Annotated in this window: 12 protein-coding genes and 1 tRNA gene; all 13 read left to right on the top strand. The window is 63.3% G+C overall.

Features of this window, described 5'->3' with window-relative positions; genetic code table 11:
- Positions 1 to 196 precede the first annotated feature (196 nt).
- The 13 genes from topA (at position 197) to QMK31_RS07940 (ending at position 16514) form a co-directional block, all read left to right on the top strand.
- Positions 197 to 3229 carry a type I DNA topoisomerase gene (topA, locus tag QMK31_RS08000; RefSeq protein ID WP_283500425.1) on the top strand — a complete coding sequence of 1011 codons (3033 nt, stop codon included), beginning with the start codon at positions 197 to 199 and terminating at the stop codon, positions 3227 to 3229.
- Positions 3226 to 3843 carry a dTMP kinase gene (tmk, locus tag QMK31_RS07995; protein WP_283500424.1) on the top strand — a complete coding sequence of 206 codons (618 nt, stop codon included), beginning with the start codon at positions 3226 to 3228 and terminating at the stop codon, positions 3841 to 3843. The genes topA and tmk overlap by 4 nt, the downstream gene beginning before the upstream one ends.
- A 272-nt stretch (positions 3844 to 4115) precedes the next feature.
- The gene (locus QMK31_RS07990) at positions 4116 to 5321 is read left to right on the top strand and encodes a DNA polymerase III subunit delta' (protein WP_283500423.1); all 1206 of its coding nucleotides are present in this window, start codon (positions 4116 to 4118) and stop codon (positions 5319 to 5321) included.
- A 120-nt stretch (positions 5322 to 5441) separates the two neighbouring features.
- Entirely contained in the window at positions 5442 to 6974 is a 1533-nt protein-coding gene (locus QMK31_RS07985; RefSeq protein WP_283500422.1) for an alpha/beta hydrolase, read from the top strand.
- 28 nt (positions 6975 to 7002) lie between these two features.
- On the top strand, positions 7003 to 7665 hold the full coding sequence (locus tag QMK31_RS07980; protein WP_283500421.1) for a TetR/AcrR family transcriptional regulator: 663 nt from the start codon (positions 7003 to 7005) through the stop codon (positions 7663 to 7665).
- Positions 7666 to 7710: 45 nt separating this feature from the next.
- A tRNA-Thr gene (locus QMK31_RS07975) sits at positions 7711 to 7786 on the top strand.
- Between the two features lie 719 nt (positions 7787 to 8505).
- Positions 8506 to 10917 carry an ABC transporter permease gene (locus tag QMK31_RS07970; RefSeq protein WP_283500420.1) on the top strand — a complete coding sequence of 804 codons (2412 nt, stop codon included), beginning with the start codon at positions 8506 to 8508 and terminating at the stop codon, positions 10915 to 10917.
- A 2-nt stretch (positions 10918 to 10919) separates the two neighbouring features.
- Complete coding sequence (locus QMK31_RS07965; RefSeq protein ID WP_283500419.1) at positions 10920 to 11690, top strand: ABC transporter ATP-binding protein; 771 nt, start codon at positions 10920 to 10922, stop codon at positions 11688 to 11690.
- Between the two features lie 223 nt (positions 11691 to 11913).
- Complete coding sequence (locus QMK31_RS07960; RefSeq protein ID WP_283500418.1) at positions 11914 to 12354, top strand: hypothetical protein; 441 nt, start codon at positions 11914 to 11916, stop codon at positions 12352 to 12354.
- A gap of 31 nt (positions 12355 to 12385) precedes the next feature.
- On the top strand, positions 12386 to 13600 hold the full coding sequence (locus QMK31_RS07955) for a sensor histidine kinase (RefSeq protein ID WP_283500417.1): 1215 nt from the start codon (positions 12386 to 12388) through the stop codon (positions 13598 to 13600).
- The gene (locus QMK31_RS07950) at positions 13597 to 14265 is read left to right on the top strand and encodes a response regulator (protein WP_283500416.1); all 669 of its coding nucleotides are present in this window, start codon (positions 13597 to 13599) and stop codon (positions 14263 to 14265) included. Before QMK31_RS07955 ends, QMK31_RS07950 begins: the two co-directional genes overlap by 4 nt.
- Positions 14266 to 14355: 90 nt before the next feature.
- Positions 14356 to 15117 (top strand): ABC transporter ATP-binding protein, encoded by a 762-nt coding sequence (locus QMK31_RS07945; RefSeq protein ID WP_283500415.1) that lies wholly within the window; start codon positions 14356 to 14358, stop codon positions 15115 to 15117.
- Positions 15114 to 16514, top strand: coding sequence for an ABC transporter permease (locus QMK31_RS07940; RefSeq protein ID WP_283500414.1), 1401 nt, complete (start codon positions 15114 to 15116; stop codon positions 16512 to 16514). Before QMK31_RS07945 ends, QMK31_RS07940 begins: the two co-directional genes overlap by 4 nt.
- Positions 16515 to 16578: the final 64 nt, after the last annotated feature.

Genomic DNA, 16578 nt, shown 5'->3' with positions numbered 1-16578 from the left:
GCACTGGGGCAGGCAAACAGCAAGGGTTTGGGATTGTTGCCGTGCATGCTCTGAGCGAACTGGACGGTGGCTGGGAGCGGCGTGTATGCGAGCGGGGCGCGCCGAGGAGCACCTGTCGATTAGGCGCGTACTCCATTCCGGTGTGTATGGTGTGCCTTGGCCCATCATGTGGCCACTACGTATAAAGAGGAGTCTGGTGCCAGGCACTAAGAAGCTGGTCATTGTTGAATCGCCGACCAAGATGAAGTCGATTGCCGCGTATCTCGGCGACGGCTATGAAGTTTTGTCTTCGGTCGGTCACATCCGCGATCTGATTGAGCCGAAAAACCTGCCACCCGAGCTCAAGAAGGGTGCGCTGGGCCGGTTCTCGGTCGACGTCGACAACGGTTTCGAACCCTACTACGTGGTGAGCGACGCCAAGAAAAAGACCGTCAGTGAACTCAAGCGGGCCCTCAAGAATGCGAACGAACTCTTACTCGCAACTGATGAGGACCGCGAGGGCGAGGCCATCGCCTGGCACCTGCTGCAGGTTTTGCAGCCCAAGGTTCCCGTTAAGCGCATGGTGTTCCACGAGATCACCAAAGACGCCATCCTCGCCGCCAAGGACAACACCAGAGAGCTCGACACCGCTCTTGTCGATGCGCAGGAAACCCGGCGAATCCTTGACCGCATCTACGGCTACGAGATTTCCCCCGTGCTGTGGCGCAAGGTCGGCCCCGGACTCTCAGCCGGCCGCGTGCAGAGCGCTGCGACCCGCCTCGTTGTCGATCGGGAGAAGGAACGCCTCGCGTTCGTCTCCGCCGGGTACTGGGACCTCCTGGCGCGACTGGCAGCATCCGCCTCACCTGTACCGATGACCGGTGTAGACCAGGCGTTCGACGCGAAGCTCGTTCGCCTGAACGGTGAGCGTATCGCCACCGGCGGCGACTTCGACGACTCCGGTGCGCTCAAGCCCACCGTGAAAGCTGTCACCCTTGACGCTGACGCCGCGCACGCCCTGACGACGGCCCTGCAAAGCCCTGGCGTCAAGCTCGAGGTCACCAAGGTCACCTCCAAGCCGTACCGTCGCAGCCCCGCCGCACCGTTCACCACCTCTACTCTGCAGCAGGAAGCGGCACGCAAGCTGCGCTTCACCGCCCGCCAGACCATGAGCGTCGCCCAGTCCCTGTACGAAAACGGGTACATCACCTACATGCGTACCGACTCGCCGTCGCTCGGGCAGCAGGCCCTTACGGCTGCCCGCACCCAGGCAGCGGCACTGTACGGCGCCGAGACGGTTCCGGATGCCCCGCGCGCCTACAAGGGCAAGAGCAAGAATGCGCAGGAAGCGCACGAGGCCATTCGCCCCTCCGGCGACACCTTTCGCACCCCGGCCTCCCTCGCCTCGAGCCTGCGCGGCAATGATTTCAAGCTGTACGACCTCATCTGGAAGCGCACCGTCGCCTCACAGATGAAGGACGCCACCGGTTCGACCGCCTCCGTCACGATTGCGGCCGGTCCGACCGGCACATCGGAACACCCGTCGGCGTCGAGCGCGCTCGCCGAATTCTCGGCCAGTGGAACGGTCATCACTTTTCGCGGATTTTTGCTCGCCTACGAAGAATCCAAGGACGAGGAGCGCAACGCGTCGACAGACGCGACCGAGTCCAAGCTCCCGCCGCTCGAAGAGGGCCAGATGTTGGCTCTGCTGCACCTCGAAGCGAAGGGGCACGAGACCACTCCGGCTGCCCGCTACACCGAGGCCAGCCTGGTGAAGAAGTTGGAAGAGCTCGGGATCGGCCGCCCATCGACGTTCGCGTCGATCATCTCGACCATCACCGAACGCGGCTATGTAACGCCGCGCGGTCAGTCGCTCGTGCCCAACTGGATTGCTTTTTCGGTCGTGCGCCTGCTCGAAGAGTTCTTCGGCGACCTGGTCGAGTACGACTTCACCGCCGAGATGGAGGACGACCTCGACCGCATCGCCGGTGGCGAAGCCAACCGGCTGGACTGGCTTAACAGCTTCTACTTCGGCAGCGACAAGCACCGCGGTTTGCGCCAGGTCATCGACAACCTGGGCGAGATCGACCCGCGTGTGATCAACTCGGTCATCATCAGCGACGACATCACCCTGCGCATCGGCAAATATGGCCCCTACCTCGAGGTCATCGACCCCGACGCGGCAGCGGATGCCCCGCCCCGCCGCGTAAACATTCCGCCGGAACTCGCCCCCGACGAACTGACCGCGACCAAAGCCCGCGAACTCATCGACGCCCCGGTGGTCACCGATCGCGTGATCGGCGTCAACCCGGAGAACGGCAAGGAGATCGTCGCGAAGGACGGTCGGTTCGGGCCGTATGTCACCGAGCTAGCGCCGGTCCCGGTTGAACCCGTTGTCGCGGCCGTCGTGGCCGCTCCCCTCGAAACCGTCGACCCCGGCACCGGCGAGGTCACCAGTTCTACCGCAGCATTGGCCAAGCCGAAGCGAAAGCCGGCCGCGAAGAAGGTGGCCGCTGCGGACAAGCCGCGCACAGCATCCATTTTCAAGTCAATGGACCTGGCGACGGTCGACCTCGAAACGGCTCTACGCCTGCTCGCCCTGCCGCGCGTCGTCGGCCTCGACCCGGAGACTGGCACCGAGATTCTGGCCCAGAACGGCAAGTTCGGCCCGTACCTGAAGAAGGGCATCGATACCCGGTCGCTCACGAGCGAAGACCAGATCTTCGACATCGACCTGTCGGGTGCGATCGAGCTGTACGCTCAGCCGAAGTACGGTGCCCGGCGGGCCTCGAGTGCCCTCAAGGAGTTCGAAGCGCCCGACCCCGAAAGTGGCAAGGCGATCAAGATCAAGGACGGCCGGTTTGGCGCGTACGTGACCGACGGGGTCACCAACGCGACGATTCCCAAGTCGGAGGATATCGAGGAGATCGACTTCGACCGCGCCGTTGAGCTGCTCGCCGACAAGCGGGCCAAGGGTCCCGCCGCGCCGCGCAAGAAGGCGCCGGCCAAGAAAGCCGCCGTCAAGAAGCCGGCCGTGAAAAAGGCCCCAACGGCCGCGGCTAAGGCGGCGACCGCGAAGAAGGCGGCCGCTACCCGAGCCGCGAACGCGGCAGCTAAGGCGGCGTTGGCTGGCACACCCGTTCCGGTGAAAAAGGCGGCGGTCAAGAAGCCGACCGTCAAGAAGCCGGCCGCGAAAAAGACGGCCACTTCGGTCGCTGAATCCGCTGCCACGACGACGATCGCGCCGTGACCGGTCTGTTCATCACCCTCGAGGGCGGTGACGGATCGGGCAAGACCACACAGGCGCTGCTGCTCACCGAATGGCTCGAAGAGCGGGGGCGCATCGTCGTGCGCACCCGCGAGCCCGGCGGAACGGATGTCGGCGTGGAGATTCGGCAGATCGTGCTGCACCACCGAGGCGAAGTGGACCCGCGCGCCGAGGCGTTGCTCTACGCAGCGGACCGGGCCCAGCACGTCGGAACCAAGCTGCGGCCGGCGCTCGCTCGCGGCGATGTGATCGTGCAGGACCGCTACCTGGACTCCTCGGTCGCCTACCAGGGCGCCGGGCGCGTACTCGGCGCGGCCGAGGTGCGCGACCTGTCGCTCTGGGCCGCCGAAGGACTGCTACCCGACCTGACCGTGCTGCTCGACCTCGACTCGCTCGCCGCCCGGGCCCGGCTCGATGCCGACGACAAGGTCTTCGACCGGCTCGAGGCCGAGAAGAACGACTTCCATGCTCGCGTGCGCGCCGCGTTTCTCGACCTGGCTGCCGCCGAGCCCAACCGGTTCCTGGTAGTGGATGCCGCGGCTCCCGCCGCCGAGATCGCCGCCCTCATTCGGGCACGGGTGGCGCCCCTCCTCTGAGGTTCCCGGCCGGGGGCCTTATAAAACCGGGCCCACCTTATGTCGGGCTCTGCGCGGTCCGGGCCCACCTTATAGCCCCCGGCCCAGTCTATAAACTGGGCCCGGGGACGGGGCCCGGGCCCCGACCGCATGCCCGCATGCCCATATGCACGCATGCACGTATGCACGCATGCACGCATGCCCGCACGCCCGCACGCACGGACTGCCACGCACGCACGCACGGACTGGCGTGCACGACACGGCCTGTCGGCGGGGCGGGTTACCCTTGACTCATGGCAGTGTGGGACAACCTAACGGGACAGGCCGACGCCATCGCCATCTTCCGGGCAGCGGCGCAGCGGGCGCCTTCCCCCGCGACCACCGGTTCAGCGGATGCCAGGGGACCGGGCGGCGCCGCCACGGTCGAGTCCACCTCCATGACGCACGCCTGGCTCATAACCGGACCGCCCGGCTCCGGCCGTTCGAACCTCGCTTTCGCGTTCGCGGCGGCGCTGCTCAGCCCGGGCACGCCCGACGGCGACCTCGCGGCCGCCCGGCAGGTCGACGCGCGCACCCACCCCGACCTCACTGTGCTCACCACCGAGGGCGTCATCATCAAGATGGAATCGGTGAAGGAAGCCGTCGCCCGCTCGCAATATTCTCCGTCGGTCGGTCGCTACCGGGTCGTCGTTGTTGAAGACGCCGATCGCATGGTCGAGCGCACCTCCAACGTGCTGCTAAAAGCACTCGAAGAGCCGCCCGAACGCACCGTGTGGATTCTGTGCGCACCGAGCGAAGCCGATCTGCTCCCCACCATTCGCTCGCGTGTACGCACCGTGCGCCTTCGCGTGCCGAGCGTGGCCGACGTCGCCGATCTGCTCGTGCGGCAAAACGGCGTCGACCCGGTCATCGCCGAACTCAGCGCCCGGCTTGCCCAGAGCCACATCGGCATGGCCCGGCGACTGGCGACCAATGCCGACGCGCGGGCACGACGCGAGGAGACCCTGCGCACGGCGCTGGGCATCCGCTCGGTGTCGTCGGCCGTTAACGCGGCGGCACGGCTGCTCGCCATCGCCGGTGATGACGCCAAAGCGATCACGATCGAGCTGGATGCCGCCGAGCGCGACGGCATGCTGCGCTCGCTCGGTGTCGAGGCCGGGCAGTCGGTTCCCCCGGGGCTGCGCAGCCAAATCAAGGCCCTCGAAGACGACCAGAAACGCCGGGCAGTGCGCAGCCTGCGCGACGGCATCGACCGTATCCTGGTCGACCTCGCCTCGCTCTACCGGGATGTCTGCATGGTGCAGCTCGGCCGCGACCAGGCCGTGATCAACCTCGAACTGCTCGCCGAGCTGCGCACCGCGAGCACGGCCAGCGCCCCCGCAGCGACGGTCGCGACGATGGACGCCATCGCGGTGGCCCGCCAGCGCATCCAGGGCAACGTCGCCCCTGCCCTCGCCCTCGAGGCGATGCTCGTCTCGGCGATCCGTCGCCCACAGTGAAATCAACCGCAGTGAAATCAACCGCAGTGACATCAACCGCAGTGACATCGCCCACAATGACTCCCAGCCGCCTTCGGTAGCCTGAACCGCAGCATCCGCTCGCCATGAAAGAGGAACCAGTTGAACCGCAACATCCGTGCTATCAGTGTTACGGCCGCAGCCCTGGCCCTCGCCCTCGCTCTCAGCGGATGCGCCTCCTGGTTTGCGAAGGATGCCGGCCCCACCGAGTCAACCCCCACCGGCGAACAGGTCACGAACGACCTCGACCCGTACTACAGCCAGGTGCTGCAGTGGGCCGACTGCGGCGACGGCCTGCAGTGCACCGACGCTACCGCGCCGCTCGACTACTCCGACCCGGCTGCCGGTGACGTGTCGCTCGCCCTGGTTCGCCATGTCGCCACCGGCGACCGGATCGGATCGTTGCTGGTGAATCCGGGTGGTCCGGGCGGCTCCGGTTACGATTTCATCAAGGATTCCCTCGATTACGCCACCGATGCCACCCTGCAGGCAAGCTTCGACGTCGTCGGGTTCGACCCCCGTGGCGTCGGACGCTCCTCCGCAGTGTCCTGTTATGACTCGGCCGACATGGACGAATACCTCTACGGACTGACGACGGCCGAACGCGGAACGGATGCTTGGATCGCCGAACTGGCGGCCTCCTCCAAGGCCTTCGCGGCGGCCTGCGCTGACCAAACGGGGCCCCTGCTCGGCACGGTCGACACCAAGAGCGCCGCCCGCGACCTCGATCTGCTGCGCGCCGTTCTCGGCGACACCCACCTGAACTACCTCGGCTACTCGTACGGCACCTTTCTCGGAGCGACCTACGCCGAGCTGTTTCCCGAAAAGGTCGGCCGCCTCGTGCTCGACGGCGCCGTCGACCCCTCGACCAGCAACTTCGAGGTGACCAAGACCCAGGCCGTGGGCTTCGAGAACGCCCTGCGTGCCTACCTCACGGACTGCCTGGCGGGGCAGGACTGCCCGTTCCGCGGCACCGTCGACAGCGCTATGGCCACCATCGGCGCGTTGCTGGACTCGGTGGATGCCAGCCCCATCACGGCCGCTGACGGTCGCCAGCTTGGCGGAAATGCCCTGCTCACCGCGATCATCTATCCGCTCTACCAGGCAACCGCGTGGCCGCAACTGAGCGTCATGTTCGACGCCGTGTTGCACGGCAGCGCCGACGCCGCGTTCCAGTTTGCGGATGCATACAACGGCCGCGACGATAACGGCGACTACATTGACAATTCGACTGAGGCGTTCATGGCCGTCAACTGCATGGACTACGCCTACAACGCCGATCCGACCGCGATGCGCGCCCAGGCGGCCGAGCTTGAGGCTGCGGCCCCCGTGATTGGCAAGTTCATGAGCTTTGGGGACATCGGCTGCGCCGACTGGCCGCACAAGTTCACCGGGGAACGCGCCGAGATTCACGCGGCCGGAGCGGCCCCAATCCTGGTCGTCGGCACGACCAACGACCCGGCTACGCCGTATGTCTGGGCGCAGCAGCTGGCCGAGCAACTCGACAGCGGCAGCCTGGTGACCTACACGGGCGAGGGGCACACCGCCTACAACAAGTCGAACTCCTGCGTGAATGACGCTGTCGACTCCTATCTCGTCGACGGAATCGTGCCAGCGTCCGACCCCCAGTGCTAGCAGATTGCACGCTGTGAAATAATTGGGCATGCCAATCGAAACTGAAGCGCCTGGGCTGCGGGAGCGCAAACGCCTCGCCACCAGACGGGCCATCCAGCACGCCGTGCTAACACTGTCCCGAGAGCGCGGCATCGACCACGTCACCGTCGAGGACATCAGCCGGGTCGCCAACGTGTCGCCGCGGACCTTTTTCAACTACTTTCCCTCGAAAGACGCCGCACTGATCGGGGACGCGCCGGGACTGGCCTCCGCTGAAGATATCGAAGTCTTCGTCGCCGGCGGCCCCGAAAGTGATGTGCTCGCTGGTCTGGCGGTGCTGCTTTCCAAGAGCCTCCAGCGCACCGAGGCTGACCGCGAGATCCACCAGTTGCGCCGTACGGTCATGAAGGAAAACGCGTACCTGTTCGGCATGCGCATGGCCACCCTGCGCGACTTCGAAGACCAGCTGCAGCAGATCATTGAGAAACGCTTCCGAGCGGATGCTGCAGACACCGCTCCCGCCGACGACACCGCTCTCCACGAAGACACCGCCGAGCTGAACCAGCATGCCCTGCTGTTCACCCTGGTGGCCGTGGCCGCCATCCGTCACGCCTGGCGATGCTGGGCGGAGGGCGACGCCGTGACCCCGCTGTCGGAGCGCGTGAACGCGTCCTTCGCCGAGGTGTACAGAATCACCCGCAGAAACGACTAGGCTTGGCTGCTGTGTCACCGAGTGCCTTATGGGCGCTCTGGTAACGCCGCCTTAGCTCAGTTGGTAGAGCATCTCACTCGTAATGAGAAGGTCGTCAGTTCGATTCTGACAGGCGGCTCCACTTAAACTCATGGTCAGAGTTGGTTGCCAAACCCATTTCAGCGATATGTTGCTCCGAAAAAGTCACGTTTGCCCACAATTTGTCCACACTTGTTGTACGTGCACGCATATGGAGGGTGTCCGCAACTGCGTCGAGATCGTCTTCGAAGAGGTTGCTGCAGACGTCCAAAGTCATCGCTGCGGAGGCGTCCCAGGTCGAGCCGCTTGACCTTCAAGGCGGCCATCTCACCCCACCGGAGGTCTGCATGGGCCAGCAGGTAGATCACCGTCGAGGTGGGCGCGCAGAGCGCGGCCAGCTCATCGACTTGTTCGGCTGTCAGATAGCCGCGGTCACTCTCCGCGGCGCGAGGAAGGCGCACGCCGTCACACGGATTGCGTGGGATGCGACGATCCCGGACGGCGTATTTCATTACGCCGGAGAGTACGCCACTCTGTACCGAAGAATTTCCTGACTCGGCGCGTGAAGCTCACGTCCATTCGCGGGTGAAGCAATCGGAATTTGCGCGATGGCTTCCGGATCACCGTTGGCGTTCCGCGCGCCCGGTCACGGTCCGGCTTGCGGCCGGACTAGACGGGCCTTTGGCGAGAGTGATGAGCGAGGAAGTCGGTCACCGTTTGTGATTCAACTATCGATGCAGATCGCACATCCGGAAACTGGGGATTCGCCCAGCGCGATCAGTCGAATAGGCTTGAACTCTTATCGCGCGAGGGGAGCGCTGGATGAAGCGTTCTTTGTACTTCCGCTACGGATACAACGACCTGATTCGGAACAAGGGCGTCAATGTCGCTTTATTGATCCTCTTGGTAATGAGTTCCTTCCTGATGGCCACAGGGGCGATGGTGATGGAACGCTCGGTAGGCGCTGTCAATGCACTTCTCGATGAGGCGAAACCGCCCCACTTTCTGCAGATGCACAAGGGGGACTACGACCGGGAAGCGTTGGACACTTTCGCCACCGCCCACCCGGAGATCGAATCCTGGCTTATAGAGGAAATGCTCGGATTCGATGGCGGCACAATCTCGTGGAGCCGGCCGTCGTCGGGCGAATTCGGGGATTTCTCGAGCAGTCTCATCGACAACCTTGTGGTGACACAGAACGACGATTTCGACTTTCTTATCGACGGTGCGGGCGCGATTCCTCGCCCATCGACGGGCGAGGTTTACGTTCCCGTTGGTTACCAGCAGAGTTTCGCGCTGCAGATCGGCGACGAGATAACGATTCGCACTGATTCGGGGAACCAGGACTTCACCGTTCGGGGTTTCGTCCGCGACTCGCAGATGGCTTCGTCGCTGTCGTCTGCCACACGATTCCTCGTTTCTGACACAGATTTCCAGAACCTCACTGAAGCTGGAGGCGGTGACCCGGAGATCATTGCCGAGTATCGACTGAGCGACACGTCCCTGATACCCAAGTTCGAGCGATCGTACGAGTCTGACGACGTACTACCGAAGAATGGGCAGGCGGTGACATTTCAGATGATTCAGATCATCAATGCGTTCAGTGACGGGCTAGTTGCCTTGGCGTTGGTTTTCGTCAGCGGCTTGCTCGTCGTTATCGCCCTACTGAACCTGCGCTTCGTGATCCGCGGCACCGTGGAAGACGAGGTCCGTGAGATCGGTGTCATGAAGGCTATTGGCCTTCCCAGCAAGGCGATTTCGGGTCTCTTCCTCGCCAAATACAGCGTGATGACATTGCTGGGTTGCGCTATTGGCGGGGTGCTTGCCGTCGTCGCTACCCAGTTTCTCACTCAAAGCGTCCAGGCGAACTACGCGCAAGCCCCCCTGGGGCCCCAGACTGTTCTGGTGCCGGTACTTGCACTACTGGTTGTCTACCTGATCGTGATCGCCATGTGTCGCGGTGTGCTGCGTGGGGTGCGAAAAGTCGAAGTCGTAAGTGCGCTCGTGCACGGCAGCACGCTGGACGAAAAGCAGACCGCGCGGCGAGCAAAGCGGCTGGCCCGGCGCGCACGGGGAACCAACCTGGCCTCCGCGGGCCGGGGCAACATGAACACTCGGTTGGCTTTGCTCGATCTGAGAGCCGAGGCCAGTCAGTGGCTGCTGATCCCCGTGGTCTTCGCCTTGGCGACATTTCTCATCGTCATTCCCACGAACCTTCTCACCACATTCGAAAGTCCGCGCTTCGTCACATACATGGGCGCACCGGAAAGCGCCCTGCGCGCCGACCTGCAGTTCTCTGACGATGTGGATGCCGCCCATCAGCAACTCCTTTCCAGCATGAGGGCCGACGATCGCCTCAGCCAGGTGCGGGACTACGCGAACGTGCTCTATGAGACTCCTGGCGAAGAGGGCTGGGAGACGTTGCGGGTTGAAGTGGGTGATTACTCCGCAGGCACGGTCGCCTTCATTGGTGGTCGCGCACCCCAAGAGGGCGAGATAGCGTTGTCTGTGTTAAACGCGGACCAATATCAACTATCAGCCGGGGATGAGATGTCTCTCCGACACGGCAAAGGGGACGCGACCGAAACTGTCGTCATCAGCGGTATCTACCAAGACGTCACCAGCGGTGGCCATACCGCGAAGATGAACGGTGACGTGATCTCGGGCGCCACCGGATACGTTATTTACGCCGACACCGCCGAGGGCGCAGATCCGGCAGCAATCGCACGGCAGTACAACGACGACAACCCAGTGGCCACCGTCATCCCGATGCAGGAGTACGTAAAACAGACACTAGATTACGTCACCACTGCGTTTCGCAACGCCGCCATTTTGGCGGGAATCTTCGGCGTGGGGGTCGCCCTACTGATCACGATCCTGTTCCTGAAGCTCCGTCTCACGCGGGAACGCACAAAGATGGGCGTGTTGAGCGCCATCGGTTTCTCCTCACGCGAGATCGCCTCCCAAGTCAGGTTTAAGGTCCTGCTCACCGTTGTCGTCGGCACGCTCGTCGGCAGCATTTTCGCCGCGACCGTCGGAGAGTGGCTGGTTGGTGCTGCAATCTCACAAGCTGGGCTCGGGATCGCCCGACTGGACTTCATCCCCAACCCGTGGCTGGTCTATCTGGCCCATCCGTTAATTTTGATCGCCGCCGGATACGCCGGAGCCGTAGCGCTGACCGTGCGGCTGCGCACCCCCAATAAGAGCGCATGGCTCAAAGGACGACAGGAGTGACCATGTCGAACACCATTAACGCGACGCTTGAGTGCCAGAATCTGACAAAAACCTTCAACGCCACCGATCCGCCGGCGAAGGTGCTCAACGGGGTCGACCTCACCGTCAAGGATGGCGAGTTCCTCGTTGTGATGGGCGCGTCCGGCTCCGGCAAATCGACACTCCTCTACTGCATTAGCGGTATGGATCGCCCCACGAGCGGGAGCGTCCACCTCCAAGGCCAAGACCTGACCTCACTGAGCGACACCGAGATGAGCCAGGTACGACTGACGCAAATGGGCTTCATCTTCCAGCAAGGATATTTCTTGGGCAACCTGAATATCCGAGACAACATTCTTCTGCCGGCCCTAAAGGCAGCACCGCGGGCAACGGATGCCGCCATCGAGCGAGTGGACAATTTGATGGAGCGATTTGGTATCGCAGAAGTCAGACTGCACGGCATCACCGAGGTCTCGGGCGGACAGTTGCAGCGCGCCTCGATTTGTCGCGCACTGGCCTCAGAACCGACCGTGCTGTTTGCTGACGAGCCCACTGGCGCGCTGAATAGCAGCATGTCGACGGACGTTATGGATTCGCTCACCGACATCCACGCGAGCGGAACGACCATCGTGATGGTGACCCACGATCCGGTGTGTGCGGCCCGCGGCGACCGCGTCATTTATCTGCGTGATGGGCTACTCCTTGACTCACGCGAGCTCGGTGCGTGGAGCGAAGCTCACGCCACGAAACGTGAAGACGAGCTCCTGGCATGGCTCAGAGAGCACGGGTTCTAGGGAAAGCGAGCAGGGCACCGGTCGCCCTAACCCTGACGCGCCCTCATCATCATCCAACGCATAACCTGTTGATGGTCAAACCACATAACGGGATCCTCATTGCTCCAGCGGTTTGTTTTTGAGTTGCGCAGCCAATCTGCTTCGGGCAGCATCATCCTTGCGATGTACACCACGACAACTTGGGAGGGATGACCGCGTGGGATCGGCGGTTCAGGCTGAACTTATGAAAAATTCCAAGCGGCTCGTGCCCGTGTTGATCACTGTCGTTATTACCGGCCTTGCCCTCAGCGGTTGCTCGAAAATTATCGACACAATCCAGCCTGAAAAGTCGAATCAATTCACTTCCACGCAGGATTTGGCCAAGAACTGGAATCAGCGTGTGACCTGGCTGCCCGCAGATGCGACGCAGATCACGACTCAGGAGGCATCGGCCGGAGGCGCCGCAATCCTCGGGGCGACGACGCCCACAAAACTCGACGTTTCCCAGTGTGCCGAGACCGAGCGGCAGTCCGCACCGGCCTATTCAGAACCTTGGTCTCCGAAAGACGTGTATGTTGACCGGGTGTTCGCCTGTGGTGACTGGGCCGTGATCAAAACCGACAGCGGATGGTACGGGTGGACGCCGAACGATCCTGATGAGAAGTCCGTCTCCCCAACGCCATGACCGGAACCCGATCAGCGTCTACGGTTGAGTCATGATCCACCGCCTGTCCCGCCAGCAACTCATCGTGGACGCGGCGATAGCGGTTGTAGCGCTCCTGGGCCGCAGCGCTATGGGATACGACTCTCTGGTGGCGTTTTGGGTGGTCCTCGGGATGGCCAGCGCGCTGTTCATGCGGCGGCTCAGCCCGGCGATCGCGCTCGGTCTGGCCTGGTGCACGGTCGCAGTTCAGCTCGCGTCGCTGTCATCGCCTGATATAGCGAACGCTGCAATTTTGCCGGTGCTCTATGCCACGGCGGCCTACGAACGCCGAGCAGTGCGTTGGTTGGGCCTCGTGTCCGTTCCGATTGGTGCTGTGATTGCGACGGCGTACGTGCTCTTTCGAGCAGCCGGGGGGCTGGCCGGCCTCGCTGGCCTCGTTCTGCAGGTGCGGACGGGTGAAGTGTTTCAGTATGGAGGTCCCGCGCTCATCGTTTTCGTTTCCGCCGTGGCATTGTTTGGTCTGAGCTGGGTTCTGGGGCTGCTCACGGCAACGTGGAGAACGGCACGGGATGGGAAAGCGGCGCTGCGCTTTTCGGAGGCTGACCGGGCCGAGACTCTGCGGGAGGTGGCTGTGGAGCAGGAACGTACTCGCATTGCGCGTGATATGCACGATGTGGTGGCGCATTCCCTCGCCGTTGTCATCGCTCAGGCCGACGGTGGCCGGTACGCGCGCGCGGCCAACCCTGAGGCAGCGGATGAAGCCTTCCGCACCATTGCGAAAACAGCCCGGGTTGCCCTCGCTGACGTGCGCGTGCTGCTCGGGCAGTTGCGCTCGAATGACAGTGCGGGTCCGCAACCGACCCTAGATGACTTAGATCGCCTCGTTGAGCAGCTGCGAGCTGCTGGCCTCATGATTGACCGCACCGATACAGGTTCTGCCGCACCGCTCGGTCCGGGCCAGCAGCTGGCCATTTACCGCATCGTGCAAGAATCGCTGACCAACGTGCTGCGGCATGGAGACGCCGCGGCCACTGTGATGCTCGGCTTCACCTGGCTGCCCACTGGGGTGCAACTTCGAATCGCTAGTGGGCTGCGCACTGGTGCTGATGCCGCAGCCTCGCCTCGCGGGCACGGTCTGGATGGTATGCGTGAACGTGCCGTCCTGGCGGGGGGAACGTTCACTGCGGGGGTGGCTCAGGACCGCTTCGTAGTTGATCTGTCGTTGCCGACACAATTTCTCCGTGCAGCGGAGGTGACCGGCGAATGAGCGTGCCGATCCGCGTCGCTCTCGTCGACGACCAGGCCCTGTTCCGGGCTGGCCTGCGCTTACTGATTTCCTCGCAGCCGGACCTTGAATGCGTCGGTGAAGCCGCAAATGGGGCCGAAGGCTTTCGCCTGGTCGAATCGGCCCGGCCCGACATAGTGCTGATGGATATCCGGATGCCGGTCATGGACGGCATCGAAGCGACAACGCGCATCGTCAACGCGTCGATCACGACTGGTGACGTCAGCCCGCGCATCATCGTTTTGACCACGTTCGATCTTGATGAAGCCGCTGCGCGGGCGATACGTGGGGGTGCCAGCGGTTTTGTGCTCAAGGACGCCGACCCGGAATTTCTCCTTGCGGCCATCCGCACCGTGCACGCCGGTTCATCCGTCATCGCCGCCGCCCAGATCATCGAGCTGTTTGAACACTTCGACGCAAAACGGATGCCTACCGCCCCGCCGGTCGCGTTTACTCTGCTCACTCCGCGTGAACGGGATATCTTCGCCCTGGCGGCCCGGGGACTCAGTAATGCTGAGATCGCGGCGACGGAGTTTCTCAGCGAGGCGACGGTAAAGACGCACATCAGTCGAATGCTGGCCAAGCTGGAGCTACGCGACCGCGTGCAGCTCGTCGTCTATGCCTACGAGAATGCACTCATCGCGTAGCCCTTGCCCAGCGCGGTCATCCTTCTGGTGTAGTCGAGACCATCCTGGCGCCCGACTCGGAGAACAAAAATGTTGAGCAGGCTTAAGCACATGAAACCTACGTCAACAGAACTTGGCCTCGTCGCCCGTGTGGCCCATCTTCACAAGTCCTACGGGGACACCAACACCCGGGTGAACGCACTCACGGACGTGAGCGTGGGCATCCATGCTGGCGAATTCACCGCCATCATGGGCCCGAGCGGATCGGGGAAATCGACCCTGATGCACATCATGGCTGGCCTCGACACAGCAACCAGCGGATCGGTATGGCTTGGCGAGACCGACATCTCCCAGCTCGACGACTCTAACCTCACCGTGTTGCGCCGCCGCAGGGTCGGCTTTATTTTTCAATCCTTCAACCTCGTGCCAACTCTCGACATCAACGGCAATATTCTGCTGCCGTTCGAGCTCGACGGCCGGGCTCCCTCCCGTGAGGAGAGGGACTGGATCGATCGTTTAGTCGCGGTGTTGGGACTCGCCAATCGTTTGGCCCATCGCCCGCATGAGCTCTCCGGCGGCCAACAGCAACGCGTCGCCATCGCCCGGGCCCTCGCCACGCGGCCCGATCTGGTGTTCGCCGACGAGCCGACCGGCAACCTCGACTCCCGCACCTCACGCGAAGTGCTCACCCTGCTGCAAACCGCGAGCCGTGAGTACGGGCAAAGCATCGCAATGGTCACCCACGACCCGGTCGCGGCAAGCTATGCCGACCGCATCATCCTGCTCAACGACGGCCGCGTGGTCGATGACCGAGGCCGGTCTACCGCCGAACAGATCAGCACCCTGATGCTCGACATGGAGACGTCCTCATGACGAAACTGCTTCCGGCGCTCCGCGAACACGCGTCAAGCATTCTGGTCGCGGGCCTCGGAGCCGCGTTCGGCGTCAGCCTCATCTCCGTCACCGCCATGCTCACTCAGATCATCCGCCAGGCCGATATCAACAGCGAGTCGCTGACGTTCATCCTGTCGTTCATTGCGGCCGTCTTCATCATCATCGCCCTGTACGTGGGCGCACTGGTCACTGCCAATACCTTTGCCACGATCATCGCCGGCCGGGTGCGCACGATCGCGCTGCTGCGGCTGATCGGCTCAAGCGCCTCGATGCAACGTCGTGCCATCGCCCGCGAAGGGCTCACCGTGGGTGTGGTCGGGGCACTGATGGGCGGGGTCGTCGGAATTCTCTTTCCGGTTCTACTGGTGTCGGTCGGAGTCGAGATCGGCATGATTCCGCCGGGGCCATATAGCTATTTCTCTGTGCCGATGCTGCTGCCCGTCGCGGCCGTCGCCCTCACCACCACGGCGGCGTCCTGGGCCGGGTCACGGCGAGTGCTCTCGGTATCGCCGATGGATGCGCTCGGTGCGGCTGGCGAACTGTCGCTCGGCGAGCAAACCGCTCGGCGAACCCGCAACCGAACCGCCCTGATCATTTTCCTCCTCGGCGACGGTATCCTTGCGGTTGGCGTGCTCGTGGGACAGACCTCCCCCCTCGGCGTTCTAATTGGACTGGCAGGCGGGATCCTCTCGTTCAGCGGGATCGTGCTCGGAGCATCCATCATCATGCCGCGAGCCCTGCGCCTGATCGGCCGGGCGTTCGGACGAAGCCCCACCGCTCGCCTCGCCCGTGAAAACGCGGTCCGTTACCCGGAACGGAGCGCCCGCACAACAATCGGACTCGTCATCGGAGTCACGCTGATCACCACCTTCGCTGTCACCGCGGCGAGTTACCAATCCATCATCAAGGCAGCGCAAACAGCCCAACCGGGAATCTACCAAGGCGTGGATGAAGTACTGGAAGTTACGGTAGCCGTGTTCTCCGTGCTGATGGGGTTTAGCGCCCTGATCGCGGCCGTCGGCATGGTCAACAACCTCTCACTCAACGTGCTGCAACGCACGCGCGAACTTGGCCTGCTCCGAGCCCTCGGATTCACAGCACATCAGATTCGCCAAATGATCCTGATCGAAAGCGCCCAGCTCAGCTCGGCCGCCGTTGTCGTGGGACTCGTTCTTGGAACGTTTTACGGATGGGCCGGGGCACAATCACTCATCGGTGGAATCCCGGGCGCCCCGGGGATCATGCTGCCGACCGTTCCGCTCGTGCTGATCATCGTCATCGCCAGTGCAGCGGCGGCCCTCACCGCTGTGGCGTCGATAGCACCTTCCCGGCGAGCAACCCGTATCACCCCGGTCGAAGCGCTAACCTCGGCGTAAGAACCGTCGTTGCCGGGTGCTCGACTGCCAACCCGGCGATGTTTTGGTGTGGGGAGAAGACTGA

This window comes from Cryobacterium sp. PH31-O1, assembly GCF_030063455.1.
Lineage (GTDB): Bacteria > Actinomycetota > Actinomycetes > Actinomycetales > Microbacteriaceae > Cryobacterium.
This window is presented reverse-complemented; position numbering and strand designations above follow the sequence as displayed.